Origin of the sequence: Yoonia sp. 2307UL14-13 (assembly GCF_037572755.1) — a bacterium.
Taxonomy (GTDB): Bacteria; Pseudomonadota; Alphaproteobacteria; order Rhodobacterales; family Rhodobacteraceae; genus Yoonia.
Map to the genome: position 1 here is coordinate 273,360 of NZ_JBBIFZ010000002.1, position 22,063 is coordinate 295,422.

At 59.5% G+C, this 22,063-nt stretch carries 18 protein-coding genes and 1 tRNA gene; 11 read left to right on the plus strand and 8 right to left on the minus strand.

From position 1 onward, the window contains the following. Positions 1 to 144 precede the first annotated feature (144 nt). From V8J85_RS08755 to V8J85_RS08770, 4 genes are all read left to right on the plus strand, one after another. Positions 145 to 2,226 (plus strand): dynamin family protein, encoded by a 2,082-nt coding sequence (locus tag V8J85_RS08755; RefSeq protein ID WP_339953345.1) that lies wholly within the window; start codon positions 145 to 147, stop codon positions 2,224 to 2,226. After that, complete coding sequence (locus V8J85_RS08760; RefSeq protein ID WP_339953346.1) at positions 2,226 to 3,080, plus strand: dynamin family protein; 855 nt, start codon at positions 2,226 to 2,228, stop codon at positions 3,078 to 3,080. Before V8J85_RS08755 ends, V8J85_RS08760 begins: the two co-directional genes overlap by 1 nt. An 86-nt stretch (positions 3,081 to 3,166) precedes the next feature. After that, on the plus strand, positions 3,167 to 3,529 hold the full coding sequence (locus V8J85_RS08765) for a hypothetical protein (RefSeq protein ID WP_339953347.1): 363 nt from the start codon (positions 3,167 to 3,169) through the stop codon (positions 3,527 to 3,529). 32 nt (positions 3,530 to 3,561) lie between these two features. Further along, complete coding sequence (locus V8J85_RS08770) at positions 3,562 to 4,344, plus strand: hypothetical protein (RefSeq protein WP_339953348.1); 783 nt, start codon at positions 3,562 to 3,564, stop codon at positions 4,342 to 4,344. A gap of 5 nt (positions 4,345 to 4,349) precedes the next feature. On the opposite strand, the gene V8J85_RS08775 is transcribed toward V8J85_RS08770, so the two are convergent. After that, on the minus strand, positions 4,350 to 8,711 hold the full coding sequence (locus V8J85_RS08775) for an ExeM/NucH family extracellular endonuclease (RefSeq protein ID WP_339953349.1): 4,362 nt from the start codon (positions 8,709 to 8,711) through the stop codon (positions 4,350 to 4,352). A 146-nt stretch (positions 8,712 to 8,857) separates the two neighbouring features. On the opposite strand from V8J85_RS08775, the gene V8J85_RS08780 reads away from it, so the two are divergent. Next, positions 8,858 to 9,775: an alpha/beta fold hydrolase gene (locus V8J85_RS08780; protein WP_339953350.1), complete on the plus strand. Its 918-nt coding sequence runs from the start codon at positions 8,858 to 8,860 to the stop codon at positions 9,773 to 9,775. Positions 9,776 to 9,802: 27 nt separating this feature from the next. On the opposite strand, the gene V8J85_RS08785 is transcribed toward V8J85_RS08780, so the two are convergent. Both V8J85_RS08785 and V8J85_RS08790 read right to left on the minus strand, forming a co-directional pair. Continuing rightward, on the minus strand, positions 9,803 to 10,999 hold the full coding sequence (locus V8J85_RS08785) for a hypothetical protein (RefSeq protein WP_339953351.1): 1,197 nt from the start codon (positions 10,997 to 10,999) through the stop codon (positions 9,803 to 9,805). A 119-nt stretch (positions 11,000 to 11,118) separates the two neighbouring features. After that, entirely contained in the window at positions 11,119 to 12,657 is a 1,539-nt protein-coding gene (locus tag V8J85_RS08790; protein ID WP_339953352.1) for a trimethylamine methyltransferase family protein, read from the minus strand. A 106-nt stretch (positions 12,658 to 12,763) separates the two neighbouring features. Here V8J85_RS08790 and V8J85_RS08795 point away from each other — a divergent pair, with 106 nt between their 5' ends. Further along, positions 12,764 to 13,669 carry a LysR family transcriptional regulator gene (locus tag V8J85_RS08795; RefSeq protein WP_339953353.1) on the plus strand — a complete coding sequence of 302 codons (906 nt, stop codon included), beginning with the start codon at positions 12,764 to 12,766 and terminating at the stop codon, positions 13,667 to 13,669. Positions 13,670 to 13,729: 60 nt separating this feature from the next. Then, positions 13,730 to 13,806 (plus strand) — tRNA-Met (locus V8J85_RS08800). 5 nt (positions 13,807 to 13,811) lie between these two features. Here V8J85_RS08800 and V8J85_RS08805 read toward each other — a convergent pair. The 3 genes from V8J85_RS08805 to V8J85_RS08815 all read right to left on the minus strand — a co-directional run bounded on the left by V8J85_RS08805 (position 13,812) and on the right by V8J85_RS08815 (position 15,764). Continuing rightward, complete coding sequence (locus tag V8J85_RS08805) at positions 13,812 to 14,429, minus strand: anthrone oxygenase family protein (protein WP_339953354.1); 618 nt, start codon at positions 14,427 to 14,429, stop codon at positions 13,812 to 13,814. A gap of 62 nt (positions 14,430 to 14,491) precedes the next feature. Then, positions 14,492 to 14,920 (minus strand): DUF4345 domain-containing protein, encoded by a 429-nt coding sequence (locus tag V8J85_RS08810; RefSeq protein WP_339953355.1) that lies wholly within the window; start codon positions 14,918 to 14,920, stop codon positions 14,492 to 14,494. Positions 14,921 to 14,936: 16 nt separating this feature from the next. Further along, positions 14,937 to 15,764: an NmrA family NAD(P)-binding protein gene (locus tag V8J85_RS08815; protein ID WP_339953356.1), complete on the minus strand. Its 828-nt coding sequence runs from the start codon at positions 15,762 to 15,764 to the stop codon at positions 14,937 to 14,939. A 199-nt stretch (positions 15,765 to 15,963) separates the two neighbouring features. Here V8J85_RS08815 and V8J85_RS08820 point away from each other — a divergent pair, with 199 nt between their 5' ends. Genes V8J85_RS08820 through V8J85_RS08835 form a run of 4 tightly spaced genes read left to right on the plus strand, consistent with a single transcriptional unit; the run spans position 15,964 to position 19,294 of the window. Further along, a complete protein-coding gene (locus V8J85_RS08820; RefSeq protein ID WP_339953357.1) occupies positions 15,964 to 16,962 on the plus strand; it encodes an AraC family transcriptional regulator in 999 nt (332 codons plus the stop codon). 53 nt (positions 16,963 to 17,015) lie between these two features. Beyond that, the gene (locus V8J85_RS08825) at positions 17,016 to 17,909 is read left to right on the plus strand and encodes a BadF/BadG/BcrA/BcrD ATPase family protein (RefSeq protein WP_339953358.1); all 894 of its coding nucleotides are present in this window, start codon (positions 17,016 to 17,018) and stop codon (positions 17,907 to 17,909) included. Further along, positions 17,906 to 19,024, plus strand: a complete 1,119-nt coding sequence (nagA, locus tag V8J85_RS08830; RefSeq protein WP_339953359.1) for an N-acetylglucosamine-6-phosphate deacetylase — start codon at positions 17,906 to 17,908, stop codon at positions 19,022 to 19,024. Before V8J85_RS08825 ends, nagA begins: the two co-directional genes overlap by 4 nt. 24 nt (positions 19,025 to 19,048) lie before the next feature. After that, entirely contained in the window at positions 19,049 to 19,294 is a 246-nt protein-coding gene (locus V8J85_RS08835) for a hypothetical protein (RefSeq protein WP_339953360.1), read from the plus strand. A gap of 54 nt (positions 19,295 to 19,348) precedes the next feature. Here V8J85_RS08835 and preA read toward each other — a convergent pair whose 3' ends face one another. Both preA and V8J85_RS08845 read right to left on the minus strand, forming a co-directional pair. Then, positions 19,349 to 20,653, minus strand: a complete 1,305-nt coding sequence (gene preA / locus V8J85_RS08840) for an NAD-dependent dihydropyrimidine dehydrogenase subunit PreA (protein WP_339953361.1) — start codon at positions 20,651 to 20,653, stop codon at positions 19,349 to 19,351. 1 nt (position 20,654) lies between these two features. Then, positions 20,655 to 21,986 carry an NAD(P)-dependent oxidoreductase gene (locus V8J85_RS08845; RefSeq protein WP_339953362.1) on the minus strand — a complete coding sequence of 444 codons (1,332 nt, stop codon included), beginning with the start codon at positions 21,984 to 21,986 and terminating at the stop codon, positions 20,655 to 20,657. Between the last annotated feature and the right edge of the window lie 77 nt (positions 21,987 to 22,063).

The window sequence follows — 22,063 nt, forward strand, 5'->3', positions numbered from 1 at the left end:
ACAATTTTATGAAAACTGTGCCATACTTTTGCCCTGCTACTCTGTTTCCGTTATGGCAATAAAGTTGATGTAGTCTCGGGATTTGGCAGCAGGGGCTATCTCCTGTTAAAGGTGGTGTCTGAAGTTGATTGAGGACGGACAAGAATGAAAATGGAAGAGCTGACAAAAGGGGACGGATACAAAGTCCCGGCAGCGCACCACCCTTTCATGCGCCTTGGCCTGGAAAAGCTGGAAGAATTTCACGACGAAATCTCGGACCTCGAGGCGACGCTCGCTGACGTCGTCAAACTGGGTGGTTCGGATGCTGAAAAGAAATCAGCGCGTCTTATCAGACAGTTACGCATGTTCGAACCCAGCATCACGATGATCGGGCAGATCAAGTCGGGCAAGACATCGCTGGTGAACGCGATGGTCGGTCGCCCGGAATTGCTGCCTGCGGATGTGAACCCGTGGACATCTGTGGTTACATCATTGCACCTGAATGCGCCGCTGCCGCCCGACGCACCGACAGCGACGTTTCAGTTCTTCAGCCAGGGGGAATGGGACCATCTGGTCGAAAACGGCGGCCGAATCGGTGAGCTGTCCTCGCGTGCGGGTGCCGATGATGAGCTTGAGAAAGTCCGCGAACAGATCGCTGAGATGCGCGAAAAGACAAAGGCGCGCCTGGGCCGCAAGTTCGAATTGCTTCTTGGCCAGAAACATAACTATGCCGAGTTGAGCGATGAGTTGGTGCAGCGTTACGTCTGCATGGGCGATGATTTCGAAGATCTGGACGAAGAGGACCAGCAGGGTCAGTTCGCCGACATCACCAAATCGGCCGATCTTTATCTGAAGGCCGATACGATCCCGATGCCGCTGTGCCTGCGCGACACACCGGGCGTGAACGATACGTTCATGATGCGCGAACAGATCACGATCAACGCGCTGCGCGACAGCCGCATTTGCGTTGTCGTCCTGTCCGCCCACCAGGCGCTCAGTTCGATGGACATGGGTCTGATCCGCCTGATCGCGAACGTCAAATCGCGCGAGGTGATCATTTTCGTCAACCGGATCGACGAATTGTCGAACCCGGCAGAGCAAGTGCCCGAAATACGCGACAGCATCATCCAGACGCTGGCGGACAATAACGGGCCGGAGAATCCCGAGTTGATCTTTGGCAGCGCCTATTGGGCCAATATCGCCTTGTCCGAGGACCTGAACGATATCGTCGCCGACAGTGCCGAAGCGATGTTCAACTGGGCCGAGGTTGCGTTGGATTCGGACACGGCGGGCATGGAAACGAACGAGTTGGTCTGGCATCTGTCCGGCGTGCCGGCATTGTATAAAGCGTTGTCCGATCGCGTGGTCGAAGGGCCCGGTGCCGAAATCCTTTCAGCCTCGCGCAAGCGCGCATTGAACCTGGTCGGTGGCGTGCGCGCGTCAAGCTCGGTCGTGTCGATGCGGATGGACGGTGACAGTGTCGACGTCATGCCGCATGCAGAGCTGGTTGCGCATCTGGACAAGCTGGAAGCGAGCAACATAAAGCTGCTGAACGATCGGCTCGACATCGTGTTCCAGCAATTCGGTTCGCGCGTGGATCAATCGCACAAGCGGTTCCTTGATCGCGCGCTTGAGTCGCTGCTGCAGCATCTTGAGACGAATGGTGAAGATCAGGTTTGGCAGTATAGCCCGGATGGGCTGCGGATGTTGCTGCGCACCAGTTATCAGGTCATGCGGCGCAACGTGGCCGCGACTTGTGAACAGGTCTATGCCGAAGCATCCGCCAATCTGGCCGAGACTTATCGCGCGGCCTTTGGTGTGGCTGTCGAAAATTTCACGATCACGCCGCCCGCCGCACCGGAAATCCCTGCCCCGGTCTCGCTAGGCCAAACCATCGCGCTGGATTTGCAGACCTCTTGGTGGAAAGGCTGGTGGAAACGCCGCAAGGGGTATCGCGCGTTTGCCAGTGGTTTCTACGACCTGATCGAGGCCGAGACGGCCCCGATCGTGGACGAGTTGAAGGTCCGTCAGGCTGACGGCATTCGCAAGATGGCCGAACGCGAACTGACCGATTTCCTTGCCGAACAGCGCGCAATCCTGACCGATATCAGTGAAAAATCTCAGGTCGGTGTGGACGATCTGAAAGACATCTTCGGCATCACCGCTCAGCAAGAGCGGGAAGAGATGTTCGAATACATTTTCGAAGAGTTGAGCGACGGTGGGGCCGCAGCAGAAGGAACAGGTTAATGAGTGATCCTGCCCAGCAGGCGGGTGGGCCCCGGAAACCGCGCATCGCGTTGATGGGCGAATTCAGCGCCGGCAAAAGTACGCTATCCAATCTCTTGCTGGGCGCACGCCCTTTGCCCGAAAAGGTGACGGCGACACGCCTGTCGCCTGTCTGGATGTCTTATGGCAACCAATCCCCTTATCGCGAAGATGTGGACGGCACGACCGAGCCTGTTTCGCTTGACCGTCTTGAGGGCATTCCGGTCGAGGAGACCCGCTTTATCCGGCTTTTCATGGAAGCGGATATTCTCGACGTGATCGATCTGATCGACTTTCCCGGCATTTCGGATCCCAACATGGACTCGGACGTGTGGGAACGGGTCCTGCCCGAGGTGGATGCCGTGATCTGGTGTACCCACGCGACCCAGGCGTGGCGTCAATCCGAAGCGGCGGTTTGGGAAAACATGCCCGACGCTGTTCGCGAACATTCGATCCTGTTGATCACGCGCTATGACAAGCTGACGACGGTCAATGATCGCCGCCGCGTGTTCAAGCGCGTGCGCCGGGAAACCAATGGTCAGTTCGGCGGCACATTCCCGATTTCATTGCTGCAGGCGCTGGAGGCGGGTGATGACTATGACAAATGGGATGGCAGCGGTGCCGGCCCATTCGTCGATCATCTGATCGAAACGATCCAGAAACTGGCCGATCTTGCCGCGCGTTCTCCGGAACCGCTGTACAATATCGCCAATGGTATGGGCGTCCCCGAGCCGGTCGTCGCGCCTGTCATACCACGCCGCGTGCAGCGGCCGCTGGATGCCGACAAACCCAAGCGCGAACGCCCCCCTGCCCCGCCGGAAAGCGGAACTGGCTAATACCACGACGTCGTTGACGGTCTTCCACTTGTGCCTATTTTCACGTAGTCACAAAGTGAACTGGGTTGGAATGCGGGCGTTTTGTTATGGTTGTCGAAGATTTGGACGCGCTTCAGGGCAAATTCGATGGGTGTGAAACGCTGGCCTTTGCCGACCTGTCGACGCAAATGATTCTGGTCACCAACAGCGATACCGATTATCGCCGCGAGGCGCTTGATCGCCTGTGCGCTGAGGCGGCGCTAGCGTTGGGCACCAAGAAAAAGCTGGCGATGGGGGATACGACCAGCAGCGCCGCTTTCATCGCCACGAAGGGTCAGTTACGTATCTATTTGCGGGCAACCGGAGAACCCGCAGATGTTCTATGCTGCGTCTGCAAACCGGATATGGATGTAGCTTCGTTTTTGTCCGATGCGCGCCCGTGTCTCGAAAAGATCAGCAGCGGGACCTAAGACCATTTTGACCAGATATCGGGATAACCTGCGTGACTGATCTGACAGCGCTTTCCACGAAACTCGCGGCCCTGGTGGCCGAGGACGACGTGTTCACCGATGATGGCGCACGTGTGATCAGCCAAGCGGGCGAACCGGCGCCGCTTGCGGCCATCTTGCGCGAGGTGGACGATACCGTCCTGGAACGAACGCTAGTCTTCGGCATGGGTGAGGCCGATGTGCATATCGTCGTAGCCGGGCGCCGCCTGCGGGGGATCGTCGATGTCGCAGGTGACGCGCCGGGGATCGAGGCCGTGGTGGGCGAGGTTCTGTCACGAGAAGAACCCGAAACCGTTCAGGCCGTGGGGTCATTGCTAGCCAGTATGGGTGAGGCGGCGGGCCGGATCACCGTTCGCAGTACGCCCACCCGGCCCATCGGCAGCAGCGGCGATGCAGGGATCTCGGCATCCGGCCTCGCCGATCTGTGGATCGTCGATATGGATGCGACCCCCGCCCCGGCGATAGATCGGTTTCTGACCGCGAATGCAGAGGCGATGTTAGGCGTGTTAACGGTCACCGGCGGCAAGGTGGGCAATGGCACCGGCGATGCCGCCCCCTTGCAGGCGATCTGGGCGGGTCAGGTCAATGATTTCCGTGCGCGGCACGACAAATTTCGCCAGGGCGATGATGGCCCGGTGATCATTTGCCTCGACAACGCTATCGACGGAAAGATCGGCGTGGCGCTCGCCCTTCAGGGCGATGACGCCTGTTTGTTTTCCTACGCGCCGGACGATCTGCCCGCGATCTTGTCGTCTTGGGCGGCGATCACGGGCTAAATCGTTCAGGCGATCCCGCCGGTATTGCCAAAGTCCAACCCGATGATCAGTGGATCATGATCGGATGCGCCAAAGACACCGTCGTTGAAGAACCCCGGATCCTTGAATGACGTGTCATAGTTGATCAGGTCCGGTTCATCCGCGTTGATGTGCCACTCTGTCGCCCCGGTGACGAAGGCCGCCAATTCGGCATCGGAGAGCCCCTGATCCAGCGTGCCGCGCTGCCCGTCGAAGGCAAAGCTGTACGCCTCGTCCTGCCCGATGAAATCATCGATCAGATCGACCAGACCGGCATCGTCATCCAGATGCTGCACCGGGTCTTCCTCGGCATAGGCGTTCAGGTCACCCAGCAGGACATAGTTGGTCGTGCCGCCGCCGTTGTAGCCATTTTCGATCCAGTCGCCGAGCTCGATGGCCGCATCCAACCGCACTTGGTTCCAGCTGGCCTGACCGTCACCCTGATCAAAGTTCGGATCATTGCGCAGGGCGTCGACATCCGCCTGCGTAAACCCGGTGGCGGTGCCGTTGTCGAGCGCCCGTTGGGCGGCTTCGGCAAGGTCGGTCAGGCCGCTAGGCCCTTTGGATTTGAAGTGGGACGAGACGACCGTGAAGGTTTCACCGGTCTCCAGATCCTCGAACGTGGCGGCGACCGATGGGCGGTTCCGCTGGAAGTCGCCGACTTCGCTGGTGCCCAGCGCTGTATCCAGGACATTCGCCAGGTCAAAGGTCGTCTGCGCCGATGCCTCGTTGAAGACGTAGAATTCGGTGTGGACCAGCCGGACGGCGTTTTGGTCGTAGATGATGCCCGTCGTGATCGCATCGGTGCCGATGAAGCCCGCATCAGTTGTCGGATCAGCGAATGCGTAGGACGCGCCGGAGCCTGTATCCGTCGCCTCGGCATTCAGTGCGCCGACCAGTGTCGCGATGGCGGAGTCCGCCCCGAAGCCCCCATTTTCGATCTCTTGCAGCGCAAAGACCTCGGCCCCTGTTCCGGTGATCGCAGCGACCAGTTTGTCGGTCTGGCGCGCCAGTTCCTCGGCATTATCCGCGCCGCGCGGGCCCAACCCGTTCGGCCCGGAACCAGCGCCCGGTTCGTCCAGTGTGCTGAAATAGTTCAGCACGTTGACGCTGGCCACTTGCAAGGTGCCACCTACATCGTCGGGCGTGTCCTGCCGCGCGCCGGTATTGGTGCTTTGATCGATGTCGAGCGTTTCGGTCACCACCAGTTGGTAATCGCCGAAGGCGAAAGACAGCACCCCGGTGACCTCATCATTGATCTCTGCGCCCAAACGGATCGTCGTCCCATTGTCACCAAAATCGTCGCCCGCATCGAGGAAGCCGTTGCCGTTATCGCCCGGCCCGCCGGGAACGAATTCGAACTGATCCGGGTTCTGGCTGCCTTCGCCGTCATCAAGGATCAGACGGTTGTTTTCGTTCGCCTCTTGCAAGGCTGCGATCTCATCCGCCTCGGTCTGGGCGTCGAACAGTTGGGTCGGCTGGGTCTGGACGCCCGCGCTGATGACCAACTGACCGAAACGGTCGAAGTTGAAGTTGGTGATGACCGTCAGCGGGTCCGGCGTCCCGGATGTGACACTGACCAGCATGCCTTCGACGGCCTCGTAGTCGGGCGCCGCTGTTGGTGACAGGATGATGCTGGCTGCGGTGGGCGTGGCGACCAGCGGCATGGTGACCACTTCGCTCGTGACATTGGTCAGCTGGGTCTGGCCGAATCGCTCCTGCACCTCCGCCGTGACGCTGACAAGGTTGCCGATCTCTACCGCGACCGCATCGCCGGTGAAGACAAAAATGCCTTCGGACGTGCTGGCGTTATCGTCCGCGTCGCTGTCTTCTTCTTGCAGGTAGTACCCGTTGGACACGACGTGGGTCACAACCGCTTCGACCCGAACGGTTTCGCCGACCAGTTCAGAGGCATCTCCACTGCCCTGAATCGCGCTGATCAGTTGGTCGGTTGCAGGTGGCACAACCACGTTGTTTGCTTCGCCCGGCGTTTCGGCGCGGGGCCCGTCCCATGTGCCGTCATCATTGCGCTGCAGACTTTGGCCAACCAGCGTGTCGCCTGTTTCAAACGCACCGATATCGGTCGACGTTTGACCCGCCGCTGGACCGTCTGTCGCGGTGACTTCGCCTTCGTAGCTGATGAATTCGACCAAGGCCCCATCGTTCGACAGGGCGATCCCGTCCGGTCCGTTCTGGATGCCCGGCGTCGGAATGACGTAGTAGTCGTAGGTGCCGTCGGTCGTTGGCGTGACGCTGCCGACCGCGATGGTGTTGTAAGAGCCGCCGCCATTACCGTTGTAAAGGTCGATGTTCAGTGCGCTGACATCCTCACCCGCATCGACGCGGATCTCGACGAATTCGCCGACATCACCGCCCGCATTGTCGTAGTGGAATTCATTGATCTGCGCGGTGGTTGGCCCGGCCTCGATTGCGTTTGCAGTTCCGGCGGTGTTCGCGCCCGCCTCTGCCCATGTGCCATCTTCGCGCCGCTGAAGGCTGTCCCCGATCGCGGTGCTGCCGGGTTCGGACACGCCGATATCTGTTGAGGTGGTCCCGTCCGCGACGCCGCCGACGGCAGTGAAGGACCCCTCATAGCTAAGGAATTCGATCAGCTCACCCGCGTTCGACAGGGCGATGCCGTCAGGTGCGCCGTTTTGCAGACCGTTGGTGGGCAGCTGAAAGACATAGTAGTCGAACGTGCCGTCGGTGGTTTTGTTCGCATCTGCGATGTTCAGCGTGTTGTAGACCGAACCGTTTGAGCCGTTGTGAAGCTCGACCAGCAGCCCGCTGGCGTCGGCATCGGCGTTGGTGCGGATTTCGATGAACTCACCCACATCGCCACCAACATTGTCGTAGTGGAATTCGTTCAACCGGGCATTCAATTCGATCGGCGCCGGGATATTCGCCGCACCGGACGTGTTTGGTTCAGCCTCGCGCCATGTGCCGTCATCGTTGCGCTGCAGGCTGTCGCCGATCTCGGTTCCGCTATTCTCGGACACGCCGATATCGGTCGAGGTCGTCCCATCGGCCACGCCTCCCACCGCGTCGAACGTGCCTTCGTAGCTGAGGAATTCGATCAACGCCCCGGCATTCGACAGCGCGATGCCGTCTGGCGCACCGTTTTGCAGACCATTGGCGGGCAATTCAAAGACGTAATAGTCGAATGTCCCGTCGGTGGTCTGTGTCGCATCCGCGATGTTCAGCGTGTTGTAGACGCTGCCGTTCGAGCCATTGTGCAGCTCGACCATCAGCCCGCTGGCATCCGCACTGGCATTGGTCCGGATTTCGATGAATTCGCCCACGTCTCCGCCGGCATTGTCGTAGTGGAATTCGTTGATCCGGGGATCAAGCGCGGGGCCTTCATCCACGTCGGCAACGGTGATGCTGACATCCTCGCTGGCTGTGCCGCCGTTGCCGTCATCGGCAATGATGGTCACGTCATAGACGTTATTGGTGTCGGCGTCGGCGGGCGCCTCGAAATCGGGTGCGTCGATGAAGGATAGCATGCCAGTGGCCGCATCGATGGTGAACAATGCGCCATCGGCCCCGCCGAGGGTGAACGCGACCGTATCGCCTTCGGCATCTGTCGCGCTGATGCCTGCGTCGATCGCGGTTGTGTTTTCGTCGATCGTGGCGTCGTTCGCCGTCAGGACCGGCGCGTCGTTGGTGCCCGTTATGGTGATTGTCACGGTGGCGGTATCGGTGCCGCCTTTGCCGTCATCGACGGTGTAAGTGAAGGTATCGGTCGCCGTTTCACCTGCGCCGAGGCTGTCGAACAGATCGCCGGACTCATAGGTGATTTGTCCGTCGGCAAAGGTGACTGTCGCACCCGATGCGCTGGTCGCGTCAACGGCGGTGATGCTGATCATGTCGCCATCGAATTCCCGGTCGTTTGCCAAAAGATCGGCCGCAGCGATCACCAATACTGTGTCTTCGTCGATGGTCACATCATCATTAGCGGCGAGCACCGCGTTGTTCGTGCCGTCGATGAAAAACAGGTAATCGTCGGCGGCAAAATAAAGCGCCTCGATCCCGAAAAGCGTGTCCTTGCCGTCGATGCCATCAACAATCGTGCGGCCAAAGAACCCCTGACCGATGGTCAATTCGTAATCCGCGATTGCCCCTTCATAATCGGCTGTGTCGAAGCCCAGACCGCCAAAGATGCGGTCATCCCCTTTGCCGGCCTTGATGATGTCGTTGCCCCGTCCGGCAAAAATCCAATCATCCCCGGCGCCCGTGAAAATCACGTCATCGCCGGAAAATCCGAATACAATGTCGCGGCCATCCGTGCCGGTCAGATCATCGTCTCCGGATGTCCCGAATTGAAATTTTGTGCGTTGAAATGTCATGTCTTCCCCCAATCGTCGGACTTTGTTGTTGTCTCTGCGAAGTTTGTAACAGCATTATTTTGGACAGCGCATCCGCGAATATACAAGCTGCGCGTTCGACCGCCGGGCTCTGACGTTGGGTCAGTAGGCGGCAACGAGGGGAAAACATGCATTCAGAAGCAGCAAAGGCGTCCATTGCCGCCCACTTTTTCGACGGGTTCGAGGAACGTTTTATCGACGGTCCCGCAGGTCCGATTTTTTGCCGGATCGGTGGGGATGGTCCGCCGTTGGTCCTGTTGCACGGTTATCCGCAGACATCTGCCATGTGGCATGCGGTGGCCGCTGATCTGGCTCGGGATTACCGCGTGATTTGCATGGATTTGCGCGGCTATGGGCGGTCGGTGAAGCCTGAAACCATCGCCGAGCATGCTCAGATGGCGAAACGCGCGATGGCTGCGGATGTTATCGCCGTCATTGACACGTTGGGCCATGATCGGTTCCTGGTGGGTGCCCATGATCGTGGCGCGCGGGTGGCGCATCGGTTGGCTGCGGATCACCCGGATCGGGTGCGGGCGTTGTCGGTGTTGGACATCGCGCCCACCCGCGAGATGTATCGCGAGGGCGACAGCGCCTTTGCCCATACCTATTGGCATTGGTATTGGCTGACCTTGCCTGCACCTTTTCCTGAAAAGCTGATCGGTGCCGACCCGGCCTATTTCTGGCTGACCAAGGCGTCGGGTTGGGCGAAGCGCCCGTCGCCCTTTGTCCAGCAAGCGTTGAACGAATACCTGACCTGTTTTGATGATCCCGTGCTGATCCACTGCGCATGTGAGGATTACCGTGCGGCGGTCAATATCGACATCGCGCATGATGATGCGGATAGGTCAAAGCTGTCGATGCCGTTGCTGGCGTTGTGGGGCAAGGATGGCGCGATCGAGCGGCATTTCGATTGTCTCGCGCTATGGCGTGAACGTGCCGATGATGTGACCGGATGGGCGCTGCCGGGCGGTCATTTTCTGGCCGAGGAATGCCCCGATCTGGTGATCGCGGCATGGCGCGAATTCTTTGCCAACGCGCCGGAATAGGCCGCCACCGAAGCGGCGGCCATTTGTTCAGGCAAAGTCGAACATGTCCGATGTGGTCGGCACCACCGGATCCTGCCCACCGGGGAGCGAGGCCCAGACATTGTCGATCAGGTGCGAATCCGCGACTTCCAGATCGCGGAAGAAACCTCCGTCATCTTCTGCCGTGATCACGTCAGCGATGTGATATGTCGTGCCAGCGCCGATATGGCCCCAGGACGTGACCAGATCGTTGAAATCGGTGCCTGCATCATCGCCTGTCAGCTCGGTGATGTTTGCGTCGCCCACTCCGTCCCAGATATTGCGGTCATAGAAGGTACCATCGAAGCCACCGATGCCGACCGCCTGAATGGCATAGACATGATCGAACAGGTCGGGGTCATCCCGATATTGCAGCACTGCCTCGGCCCCGCCCAGCGAATGACCGGTCAGGTTGACAATGGCACCATCGGCAATGTCGTCTTCGAAGAACTGCGCGATCATGCCGGTGATCGCATCTTCGCTGCTGCCGGTGTCTTCGCCCAAGACAAGGCTGATATCGCTGATCACGTCGCCCAAGGACGCCGTTCCGCCGATCCCGATGAAGTATTCGCCGGTTTCCGTGTTCTGGGTCAAAGTGACATTCGCCTCGAACCCGCCCAGCAGGCTGGAACTTGCATCCTCGAGCACGCGGATAATCTCGAACCGGTCGCTTGCCCAATTCACCAGCCCGTCGAGCCAGCCGTTTTCAGCATAGAACAGGTCCAGATCGGTGACATAACCGTCAATATTGACCGCACCGGCCTCGAACAGATCCGAATAATCGGCATAGCCGATTTGGGCCGCGACAGTCGCGTCGCGCAATTCCACGATTTCAGCTGCCGACATGTTGTTGCTGTCGATCGTGACGCTTTGCACCTGATCTTCGAGCGCTGCCACGGGTTCGAACCGGCTCAGATCCGGATTGATAGGTTGATAGTCGTTTTCAAAGATGTTGTCGGCCACGTTCAACGTGGCCTCGAACACCGCTTCGCTTGCGCCTTCGATCGCCCCACCGACCGCCTCGGTCACCGCGTCCACAACCTTATCCACAGTCGCTGTAACGGTTTGCACAACCGTATCAACGACAGTTGTCACCACCTCGACAACCGGTTCGATAACCTTTTCCACAAAGGTCTCTGCGGCCTCCTCTACCGCTTCGACCACCGGTTCGACGACTTTTTTCCTGAGCCAGCTAAACCATCCCACGTCGCATCCTCCCTACTTGATTGACGTAAAGGGAAGCCTAACGACAGAAGGTTGATTTCCGCGGATGACGTAAGGTCATATTGACGTAACGTCATAATGCTGCGACGCAGCGTAACAAATCAGCGGAAGTAAATACTGTATTCGGCCCTGATCGCCGCATCCAGGGCCGGATCGATCAACGACTTGGTCCGTGCGAGGATTTCCCGCTTTCGCGCAACGGCTTGGTCGATCAGGATCGGCTGACCTGCCTCACCCCATTCCTTGGGGCTCATCCGATTGCCGAGCGTGGGATAGACATATTCCGTCTGCATCAGGTTCAGCGTTTGTTCAGAACCAAGATAATGGCCCGGCCCATCCAGACAGACCGCCTTCATTGCGTCGATCGACGTATTGTCTTCGGTCACATCGATCCCGCGGACGCAGCGCATCGCCTGCCCGATGATGTCATCACCCAGAATTAACGATTCGAGGCAAAACCCAAGCAATGAGGCATGCATACCCGCGGCCTCATAAACCATGTTCAGCCCTGACAGGCCCGCCATGACATTGGTGATCCCCTGCTCCCACCCGGCCTGCATGTCGGGCAGTTTGCTGTCGGTGATCCCCGCTGCCGCCCCACCGGGCAGGCCGTAGAATTGATGCATCTGTGCGCAGCCCGCCGTCAGGAGGGCCTGTTCCGCCGACCCGCCCGACATCGCACCCGTGCGCAGGTCGGACACGAAAGGCCAGGTGCCGAACACTGCCGGATGACCCGGCGCAACCGCGTTGACATAGACGACACCCGCCAGGCATTCGGCCACCGCCTGCACGATCGCCAGCGCGATGGGTGCAGGTGCCGTCGCCCCCGCCTGCCCTGCCGATAACAGCAGCACCGGCATGCCTGCGCGAATGCAATGTTCCATCGCGACGCAGCTTTCCTCGGCGAATTTCATCGGGGGGACGACAAAACAGTTGGTGTTCGAGATGAACGGGCGCGCGCGATAGGTGGCCTCATCCCCCGCAATCCGATGGATCAGATCCAGACAGGGTGCCACGTGATGCGGTTCGCTGAAATTGGTGCCGATATGCTTGGTGGTGCCCGAACAGCATGCAAAGATTGTGTTCAGGTCAAGGTGCAGATTGTCGGGGATATCGCGGGCGACCAGCGCACGCTGAAAAAAGTGAACGTTGTCGAGCACCTGTGTGATCCGGGCGGCATCATAAAGGTCCTGTGCAGTCGAATCGCGATAGGTGCTCGTTTCCACATCCACCATATGGACCGCGGCACCCGCCGTTCCGAAATGAACATTCGTGCCGCTCAGATGCAGGTCATGCCTGGGGTCACGTCCATGCAACGTGATATCGCGCGCAGCAACGGCCAGCATGTCCTCGACCAGCGCACGGGGAAAGCACAGGCGACCGTCATCACCCAGAACAGCCCCGGCCTGCCTCATGATCTCGACACCGGAAGGCGGCGCGTCGGCCAGCCCGATCTGTTCGAGCGCATCCAACGCAGCATGGTGAATACGGGTCACATCAGCCTCTGAGAGTGGTTTGTATTGCCCACCCGGCAAACCGGGGCGGATGGGCCGCAAATCCTCGGCCAACGGCGCATTGCGCAAAGCGACCCGCGCGGCGCGACCGCCACTACGGCCCTTGCGGCGAACTGTGTCTGGCATGCCGGAATCCTCCCCGATACGCGATAGTATCGCGCCGATGCGCAGGTCGTTCAATTCGCCACACGATGTGATATTGATCGTGGAAACCGATTAGCAGGTGCCTTTCATGCAGATCGAACTGATCGAAACCTTTCTTGACCTGTGCGAAACGCGCAGCTTCAATCAAAGCGCCGAACGGCTTGGTGTCACCCAGTCCACCGTTTCAGGCCGGATCAGGACGCTCGAGGCCAACGTCGGACGCCAGTTGTTCCGACGATCCCGCGCGGGAACCGCATTGACGACCGAAGGCCTGCGTTTCGAACCCCACGCCCGCAGCCTGATGCATAGCTGGGTAAAGGCGCTTACCGCGACGCGAGATGCGGGGATGGCCGGCGTTTCGATGCGGATCGGATTGCAACAGGATCTGATCAGCCTCGATATCGATCTGCTGATCGCGAACCTGCGTGCGGCACTGCCCGACACGATTTTTTATGTCGAGGCGGACTACTCTGTCCAAATGCGCAGCGACCTCGCAGCGGGAACGCAGGACATCGCCGTGCTCTATTCCCCCATCGCGCACCCCGATCTGCATTACGCGACACTGGGCGAGATCCGCTACGTGATGGTATCGACCGACGTGACCGAATGTGCAAAGATCGCGCCGGAACGCTATATCCTTGCCAATTACGCGCCGGCCTTTGCACAATCCCACGCCGCCCAGCTGCCGCATCTGACCAACGCGCCACTGATTGTGGGACAGAACACGGCGATGATCGACATGCTGACGTCGATGGGCGGTACGGGATACGTGCTGCAACAGGCTGCCGCGCGGTTGGTATCGGATGGTCCATGCGCCTTGGTGCAAGACGCCCCGGTGATCACGCAGCCGTCGGTCATCGGCGTCCACCTGCGGAACCGGCACCGCCCCGTCTATCGACAACTCGCCCGCGTGATACAGGCCCATTTCACCGCGCGGAGCAACGTGCCGCGGCAACGGCGCACAGGGGGCGTACCGGTGACGCCGGGTCTCTAAATTATTTGTGCCTCAGGTCTTGCAGTCCCCCGGACAAGGTTCTAAACGATGCGAACTTGGCGCGGGATGGAGCAGCCCGGTAGCTCGTCAGGCTCATAACCTGAAGGTCGTAGGTTCAAATCCTACTCCCGCAACCAACAAACTATCGCTGATGTCGTGCAAAAGCCCCCGTTCGGGGGCTTTTTGCATTTATGTGACGATTGTCGTGACTTATCGATGCGGATGAGTGCGGGAGGCGATCATCCGATATCAGGCCTTGCTTCAGCTCTGTCTGCGGCAACCAGGTCAGCCCGATGAGCATGAGCGCAGCAGAGACGATACAGGCGATCGTCCGTATTGTGTTCCACATCGTCCAGCGTGGCATATAAATGCCGGACCAGTAGTCTTTGGTCGCGTCGGATGACAGGTCCATTCCCGCCAGTGCTGCGTTCATCGGCACATTGCAAAATACGGTAACGGCAAAACAGCCAAGCAGATAGATAATCGCGCCAAGCAGAATGATTGTCGCCGGTCCACCGGTCAGGTTCACCACGGCATAGATGGCAATGAAGACCGATATGGCCGCCATGCCAAGAAAGAGGGTCATAAAGACCCACCGAAAGACCTCACGATTGATCACTTGCATTGCTTCGACACCACCCACCCCGCCGGTGCGGGCGAGCGAGCGCATGACGAAGTCGGAAAATGCCAAGAATACACCGCCGACCAGCGCATAGGCGATGATCGAGAACTGAAAAAGTGCCAAAATGGCAGGTGACATTGGAATTTCTCCTTTTGGATCATAGCGGTGGCACATTGGGACCACGTGCCACCACCCATGGATCACGATTGGGCATAGCTTTCAGCAAGATCGCGGTTGGCGCGCGTGATGCGTCCGCGGAAGGCAAAGACGCAAAGCGCCGCAATGGCCATTTCGATCACAAAGGCCCCGATGATCCCCTGCGAAGGCATCCCATCCACGGCAAGGCCGATCAGCCGACCCGCCGGGAAGGCCACAAAGACAACCAGCGCCGAAACGATGGAGATTTGCGCCATCGCTGCCCGCCAGATTCCGGCAAGCATCAGAACACCCAACGCGAACAGACCCGCAGCAGGCGCACGCAGCTCGCTCAACAGATTTGGGTCATCGCCAAGGCTGATCCCATAGCTGGCGTAAAAGGCATGCGGTGCTGCAAGGATGAACCCACCGACACCAACAGAAGTCAGGCCAGAGAGGCCAAGCACGACTTTTTCAAGAAGTGTAAGAGACATGGTAAGCCCTTTCTTTTCAGGCAGCCGTATTCCAGGCGCCGCCAGCCGCGGCCGTCATCGCGAATTCGACGAAATCACGCGGCTTTCGGCCAAGCGCCCGCATGACGCCGTCGGTCGTATGGGCATTCCGCCCATCAAGCGTTTCGCGGGCAATCGCGGTGAAGACGTCAGCGACGAACGCACCCCCCGATTTCGCCACGTTGGCATGAAAATCCTCGAACGTGATCGGGATGTACTGGATGGACCGACCTGTCGCGTTCGACAGCACATCAGCCATTTCGGCGAATGTCATCAGACGCGGCCCGGTCACTTCGTAAAGCGCACCTACATGACCATTTTCGGTCAGGGCCGCAACGGCAACATCCGCGATGTCGTCGATGTCGATGATCGGCTCGGCGATATCACCGCCCGGCATGGGCAGAGCACCTGCCAGGATCGGGTCACGCAGATATCCTTCGCTGAAGTTCTGCGCGAACCAGGCCGCACGAACGATGGTGAACGGGATGCCGGAGGCGCGAACCACCTCCTCCCCCAGGCGTGCGTGATGCTCTCCGCGCCCTGACAGAAGGACAAGATGTTGCAATCCGCTGGCTGCGGCGATTTTGGTGAAGGATTCGAGTGTCTCGACAGCACCCGGGAAGGCGAGGTCAGGGAAGTATGTCACGTAAGCCTTGGCCACGCCGCGCAACGCGGGCGCCCAGGTAGCCGGCGCATCCCAGTCAAAGGGTATGTCCGAACGGCGCGAGCCGCGGCGAACCGCGACACCCTTTTCTTCGAGCTTGGTGGCGACGCGCGAACCGGTTTTGCCAGTGGCGCCGATCACGAGAATAGGCGGGGTCGTCATTTTCATCTCCTTGGTTCAGTTTCGTAACCAAAGGATAGACCGTGCCGGAGACGTAGATATTGACCGTCAATGCCAAGAATTTGACTGCGCCCGCCAAAGAACGCCGCATGGGGCCACGTCCAGTTCGCTTTGGCATCAAGGCGGGTCGTGCATATTATCCAGTTATGCGAATGGTTCATTCAATGAATTGCGTCTCACGATGGCCTATGTAACCTCTCTTTTCCCGCGCAAGATGGTCGCGGCGGCCGGTGCCGCCATCGACCAAGAGGCCATGCTTGCGACCGTTGGCATCGACCATGACGCACCTTGGGATCCCAAGGTCATGATCCCCGCTGTCGCCTACTACGACATGCTTGAAACCATGGCCGAACAGGTCGACGTGACCGAGCTGCCCATCCACGTTGGCGCATCGATGCGATGCGACGAATACGGCGCACTCGGCCTTGCCTGGAAGGCCGCACCGACGCTGTTCGGGTCATGCACGCGCATCGAACGCTATGCGCGGCTTTGGACAGGTGTCGTAACCTACGAACTGCGCAAGGTCGCAGGCGGGACGCTTTTCATCCTGCACCGGTCGGGTGAACGCCGCCTTGGCCTGCGCCTGTCGAACGAGGCGACGCTGGCCAGTGGCGTGTCGCTCAGCAGGCAGGTCTGCCCGGTCCCGTTTTCGCCGCTGGAGGTTTTCCTGCAACATGGTCCGCCCCGGTCCAAAGTCTTTCACGAAGAATGGTTCGGCTGCCCTGTCACCTTCGACGCCGATATTGACGCAGTCCTGATCTCGGACGCGGCAATGGAACGACAGAACATCCTGGGTGATGAGGGCATATCACGCTACCTGGCCACGCATCTTGATGCAGAGCTGGCCCAAGTCGAAGGCCCGCCCGCGATCGTACGTCAGGCCAAGGACGCAATCGCACAGGCGCTGAGTGAGGGGGCGCCACATATGGCGGACATTTCCAAAAGTCTCGGGCTCAGCGCACGCTCTTTCCACAGGCGTCTTTCCGAACATGGTCTGAGCTTCCAGACACTGACCAAAGAAACGCGCCGCGACCTGGCAAAGGGTCTCTTGCTTGATGAAGAGCTTTCCCTGGCCGAGGTCGCCTTTCTGACCGGTTTTTCCGAGCAAAGCTCATTCACCCGCGCGTTCAAAAGATGGCTTGGCACGACACCGGCCAGCTACCGCAAGTCGCACACTTAGGGTCAGCCTATTTTGCGGTTCACCTTGGACCGGACTTGCGGTCTAAATGCGCCATGAGCGACGTGACAGCACATTGGATCATGGGCATAGATGGCGGCGGCACAGGTTGTCGTGTGGCGATCGCGAGGCCCGATGGGGTGATCATCGCGCACGGCGAAGGCGGCCCAGCCAACTTTACCAGCGATCCCGATGGCACGATCACGCATATTCGCAATGCAATGGATCAGGCCGCCAAAGCAGCCGGGTTAGGCCCCGATGAACTGGCACGCTGCGCGGCACATGCGGGTCTGGCCGGCGTGCAGCGGGCCGAACATGCCATGACGGTTGCCGAGGCATTGCCGCTGATGCACTGTACCGTGACCGAAGACCGGGTGACCGCCATCGCCGGTGCCTTGGGTGAGGATGATGGCGTCCTTTTGTCCGTTGGAACCGGCACCTTCGTCGGCGTGAAACGAGGTCAGCAAACCCGTTTTCTTGGGGGATGGGGTTTTCGTCTGTCGGATCAAGCCTCTGGTGCATGGCTGGGACGGCGACTTCTTGAGACCGTCCTGCTGGTTCATGACGGCCTTGTTGACCCAAGTGATCTGAGCACCGAGGTTATGGACGGATTCAGCCATGACCCGACAGAAATCGTCGCATTCGCCGCACAAGCGACGCCCGCGGACTATGCGACGTTCGCGCCGCGGATCGTGCAGGCGGCCGAAGCCGACGACGATCATGGGTTGCGTCTGATGCACGAAGGTGCCGACTTCCTGCAACGCTGCATATCACTGACCACTTGGAATGAAAGTGTTCTTATTTGCTTCAGTGAAGGATTAGGAGGCTTTTACAAACGTTATGTTGACAAACGGTGGAAACCGCAGATCACATCACCCAAAGGCACCCCGCTGGATGGTGCCCTTGAACTTGCGCGGAAATCGCTGGACGAAACGGGGATAGCGCAATGACCGGTCACGCCTATATCGGGGCGGATATCTTTGATGGGACGGCGATCCACGAAGGTTGTGCAATCCTGATCGAAGATGGGCACTTCGATAAGATCATTCCCAAAGACGCCATCCTCCCGGGCTTTGTCGTCACACAGGTCGATGGCGGTACCATTGCGCCCGGATTGGTCGATCTGCAGGTCAATGGCGGCGGCGGCGTCATGTTGAATGATCAGACGACACTGGACGGCATCAAAACCATCGCTGACGCGCATCGGCGGATGGGAACATGTGCAATCATGCCCACATTGATCACCGATACGCCGGACCGCACCCGCGCCGCAATCGACGCCGTCGAAATAGCCATCGCGCGAGGTATTCCCGGAATTCTCGGCATCCACCTCGAAGGGCCACATCTTTCCATTGCACGGAAGGGCGCCCACCGGGCCGACCTGATCCGGCCCATGACGGCTGAAGACGAAGACTTTTTATGCAACGCCGCGATGAGAATACCCAACGTCATGGTCACGGTGGCCCCGGAAAATGTCGGGCTGGATCAGATCACCCGTCTGACCAATGCCGGTGTGATCGTATCGCTGGGTCATACGGATTGCGACGGCGACACGGCGCGCGCCGCTTTTGCGGCCCGCGCGACTTGCGTCACCCATCTGTTCAACGCCATGAGCCAGATGCAAAGTCGCGCGCCCGGGCTTGTCGGGGCCGCTTTGGCAGATAGGACGATTGCAGCGGGCCTCATCGCCGATGGGATCCATGTGCATCCGATGACCATGGAAGCCGCACTGGCGGCCAATGACAGGATCTTTCTGGTCAGCGATGCCATGGCGACCACAGGAACCGATCTGTCGTCATTTCAGCTGAATGGCCGGACCATTCTGCGCAAAGACGGGCGATTGACCCTGGAAGACGGCACCTTGGCGGGGGCCGATCTGCATATGGCCAAAGCGGTCACGACCCTGATCGATGCGGTCGGTGTTTCACATCAACGCGCGTTGCGGATGGCGACATCCTTACCTGCAAGCGTTCTGAACGATCCGCTTGGATTTGGCGCGTTCACCCCGGGCGCGCCATGGCACGGCGTTCATTTTAGCCGCAATGGCAGGTGTAAGCCGTTGTAAACCATACCTGTGAGAGGGTGGCGTATGAGACAAGTTCAACTGCGACCGACCCGATTCGACCGTGGCAATCCCGCGTTCTTCCATCACCTGTTTCGCGCGAAGGCGGCGCAGAAAGGCGGTATCGTCCGGCGCGCGGTGCATGACGTTGAACGCGAAGTCGGGCGGGATGCCATGATTGCAGAGGTCGAACGCCGGGGCTTTCACCTTTTGGAATGCGCCGGGCAGTTCATCGTCATCTGCCGCTCGGATCACCTGACGGTCCATCGCTAAAGTCTTCGTGACGAAGACTTTAAACGCCGCAGACTTTTCGTGACGAAAAGTCTCCTATTCCGCCGCGACCGCCCCCGGATTATTCGGATGCGTCGTCCAGTTAGCATATTCCCTTTCGACCACCTTACCGGTCCGCGGATCGACCTCCCCGGGTTTCATCGGCTCCATCGTGATGCAGCCTTCGACAGGACAAACATCAACACACAGGTTGCAGGCCACGCATTCTTCATCAATGACGGTGAAGGTACGGTCTTCCGACATCGCGATGGCCTGATGGCTCGTATCCTCACAAGCCGCATAGCAACGCCCGCATTTGATACAATCATCCTGCGAAATCCGTGCCTTGGCCACGTAGTTGAGGTTGAGATACTGCCAGTCGGTCACATTCGGCACCGCCATGCCGATGAAGTCGGATGTCGAGCGATATCCCTTGTCATCCATCCATTGCGACAGGCCGCTGATCATTTCCTGTACGATCTTGAAGCCATAGGTCATCGCCGCCGTGCAGACCTGCACATTGCCGCAGCCCAGCGACATGAACTCTGCAGCATCGCGCCAAGTCGTTATGCCGCCAATGCCGCTGATCGGTAGGCCATAGGTATCGGGGTTGCGCGAAATCTCGGACACCATCGACATCGCGATCGGCTTGACCGCCGGGCCGCAATACCCGCCGTGGGAGCCTTTACCGTCAATCGACGGTTCGGGCGACATGGTGTCGAGATTGACGGACGTAATTGAATTAATTGTATTAATCAGGCTGACCGCGTCGGCGCCTCCGGCCTTGGCCGCGGCAGCAGGTTTGCGGATATCGGTGATGTTCGGCGTTAGCTTCACGATCACCGGTTTGTCGTAATACTGCTTGCACCATTCGGTGACCATCTGGATGTATTCGGGCACCTGACCCACGGCAGAGCCCATGCCGCGTTCGGACATCCCATGCGGACAGCCGAAATTCAGTTCGATCCCGTCGGCGCCGGTGTCCATCACGCGGGGCAGGATGGCCCTCCAAGCCTGCTCCTCGCACGGCACCATGATGCTGACGATCACCGCGCGATCAGGATAATCGGCCTTGACCCGCTTGATTTCCTCCAGATTGGTTTCCAAGGGGCGGTCGGTGATCAGTTCGATATTGTTCAAACCCAAAAGACGCCGATCCGCGCCATAGATCGCGCCGTAGCGTGGCCCATTGACGTTAACGACCGGTGGACCTTCCGCACCGAGGGTTTTCCACACGACACCACCCCATCCGGCCTCGAACGCGCGGCGGACATTGTACTCCTTATCCGTCGGTGGCGCAGAGGCCAGCCAGAACGGGTTCGGGCTTTTGATGCCCAGGAAATCTGTTGTGAGATCAGCCATTTTACGCGCCCTCCATCAAGGTTGCATGAATATCCTCCGCCGCATCGCGCCCTTCGGCAACAGCCGTCACGGTCAGGTCATCCCCGCCACTCGCGCAATCGCCCCCCGCCCAGACGCCATCGCGGCTAGTCCGACCGGCGTCGGTGATCGCGATCTTGCGTCCGTCAAGGTCCAATCCGGCAACAGTTTCAAGGGTTTGTCCAATCGCCTTGAACACCTGATCGGCCTTCAGCCGCACGGTTTCGCCGGTGCCTTTCAGGCCGCCATCGTCAACCGTGTATTCCAGTTCGATCTCGCGCACCGCGCCGTTGCCATGCACCGCGACGGGTTGGACGTTGAACATCAGGTTCACGCCTTTGGAGGCCGCGAGGTCTTGTTCATAGCGGCTCGCGCTCATCGCATCGCGTCCACGCCTGTAGGCGATGGTGACGTTCTGCGCGCCAAGCAGCTTGGATTGAACGGCGGCGTCGACGGCGGTCATGCCGCCGCCGATCACCACCACATCGCGACCGACAGGGAGGGTTGAAAGGTCGCTTGTCTGGCGTAATTCTGCAATGAAATCAACGGCGTCGCGGACGCCGGTCTTATCTTCGCCCTCAGCCCGCAGGGCGTTCACCCCGCCGAGGCCAACGCCAAGGAACACCGCGTCATAGGCATCGACCAATGAGTCGAGCGAGAGGTTATCGCCCAGCCGTTCGCCGTATTTCATGGTTATACCACCAATCCCTAACAACCACTCAACCTCGCGCGCGGCGAAATCATCGGTGGTCTTGTAGGCGGCGATGCCGAATTCGTTGAGGCCGCCGGGTTTATCGGCGGCATCGTAGATTTTCACGTCGTGCCCGTGCATGGCAAGCCGGTGCGCGCAGGCAAGGCCCGCTGGTCCGGCGCCGACCACGGCGACCGATTTACCGGTGGATGGCCCACGCTCGTAAGGGTGCCCCTGGCGGGCCATCAGCGCATCGGTGGCGTGCCGTTGGAGGCGCCCGATCTCAACCGGTTTACCCTCGGCCAGTTCGCGGACGCAGGCCTGTTCACATAGGTCCTCTGTCGGACAAACACGGGCGCACATGCCGCCTAAGATGTTACTGTCAAAGATCGTTTTTGCAGCAGCTTCCGGCGTGCCGGTGCTGATTTGCCGGATGAACAGTGGTATATCGATGCCGGTCGGGCAGGCCGTGACGCAGGGCGCGTCGTGGCAGAAATAGCAGCGGTCGGCGGCCACTGCGGCCTCATGCGGGGCGTAGGGGGCGTGCAGGTCGTCGAAGTTTTCGGCCAGCGTATCAGCGGGCAGGCGACCGGCGGCGATGCCGGGGGTCATGGGGCTGGACATGGGCAATTCCTGTCGTGGCGATATCCGAAAAGTCTGCCACAGTTTGTTTTTTTATCAAACGGTAAATTTTTGGCAGT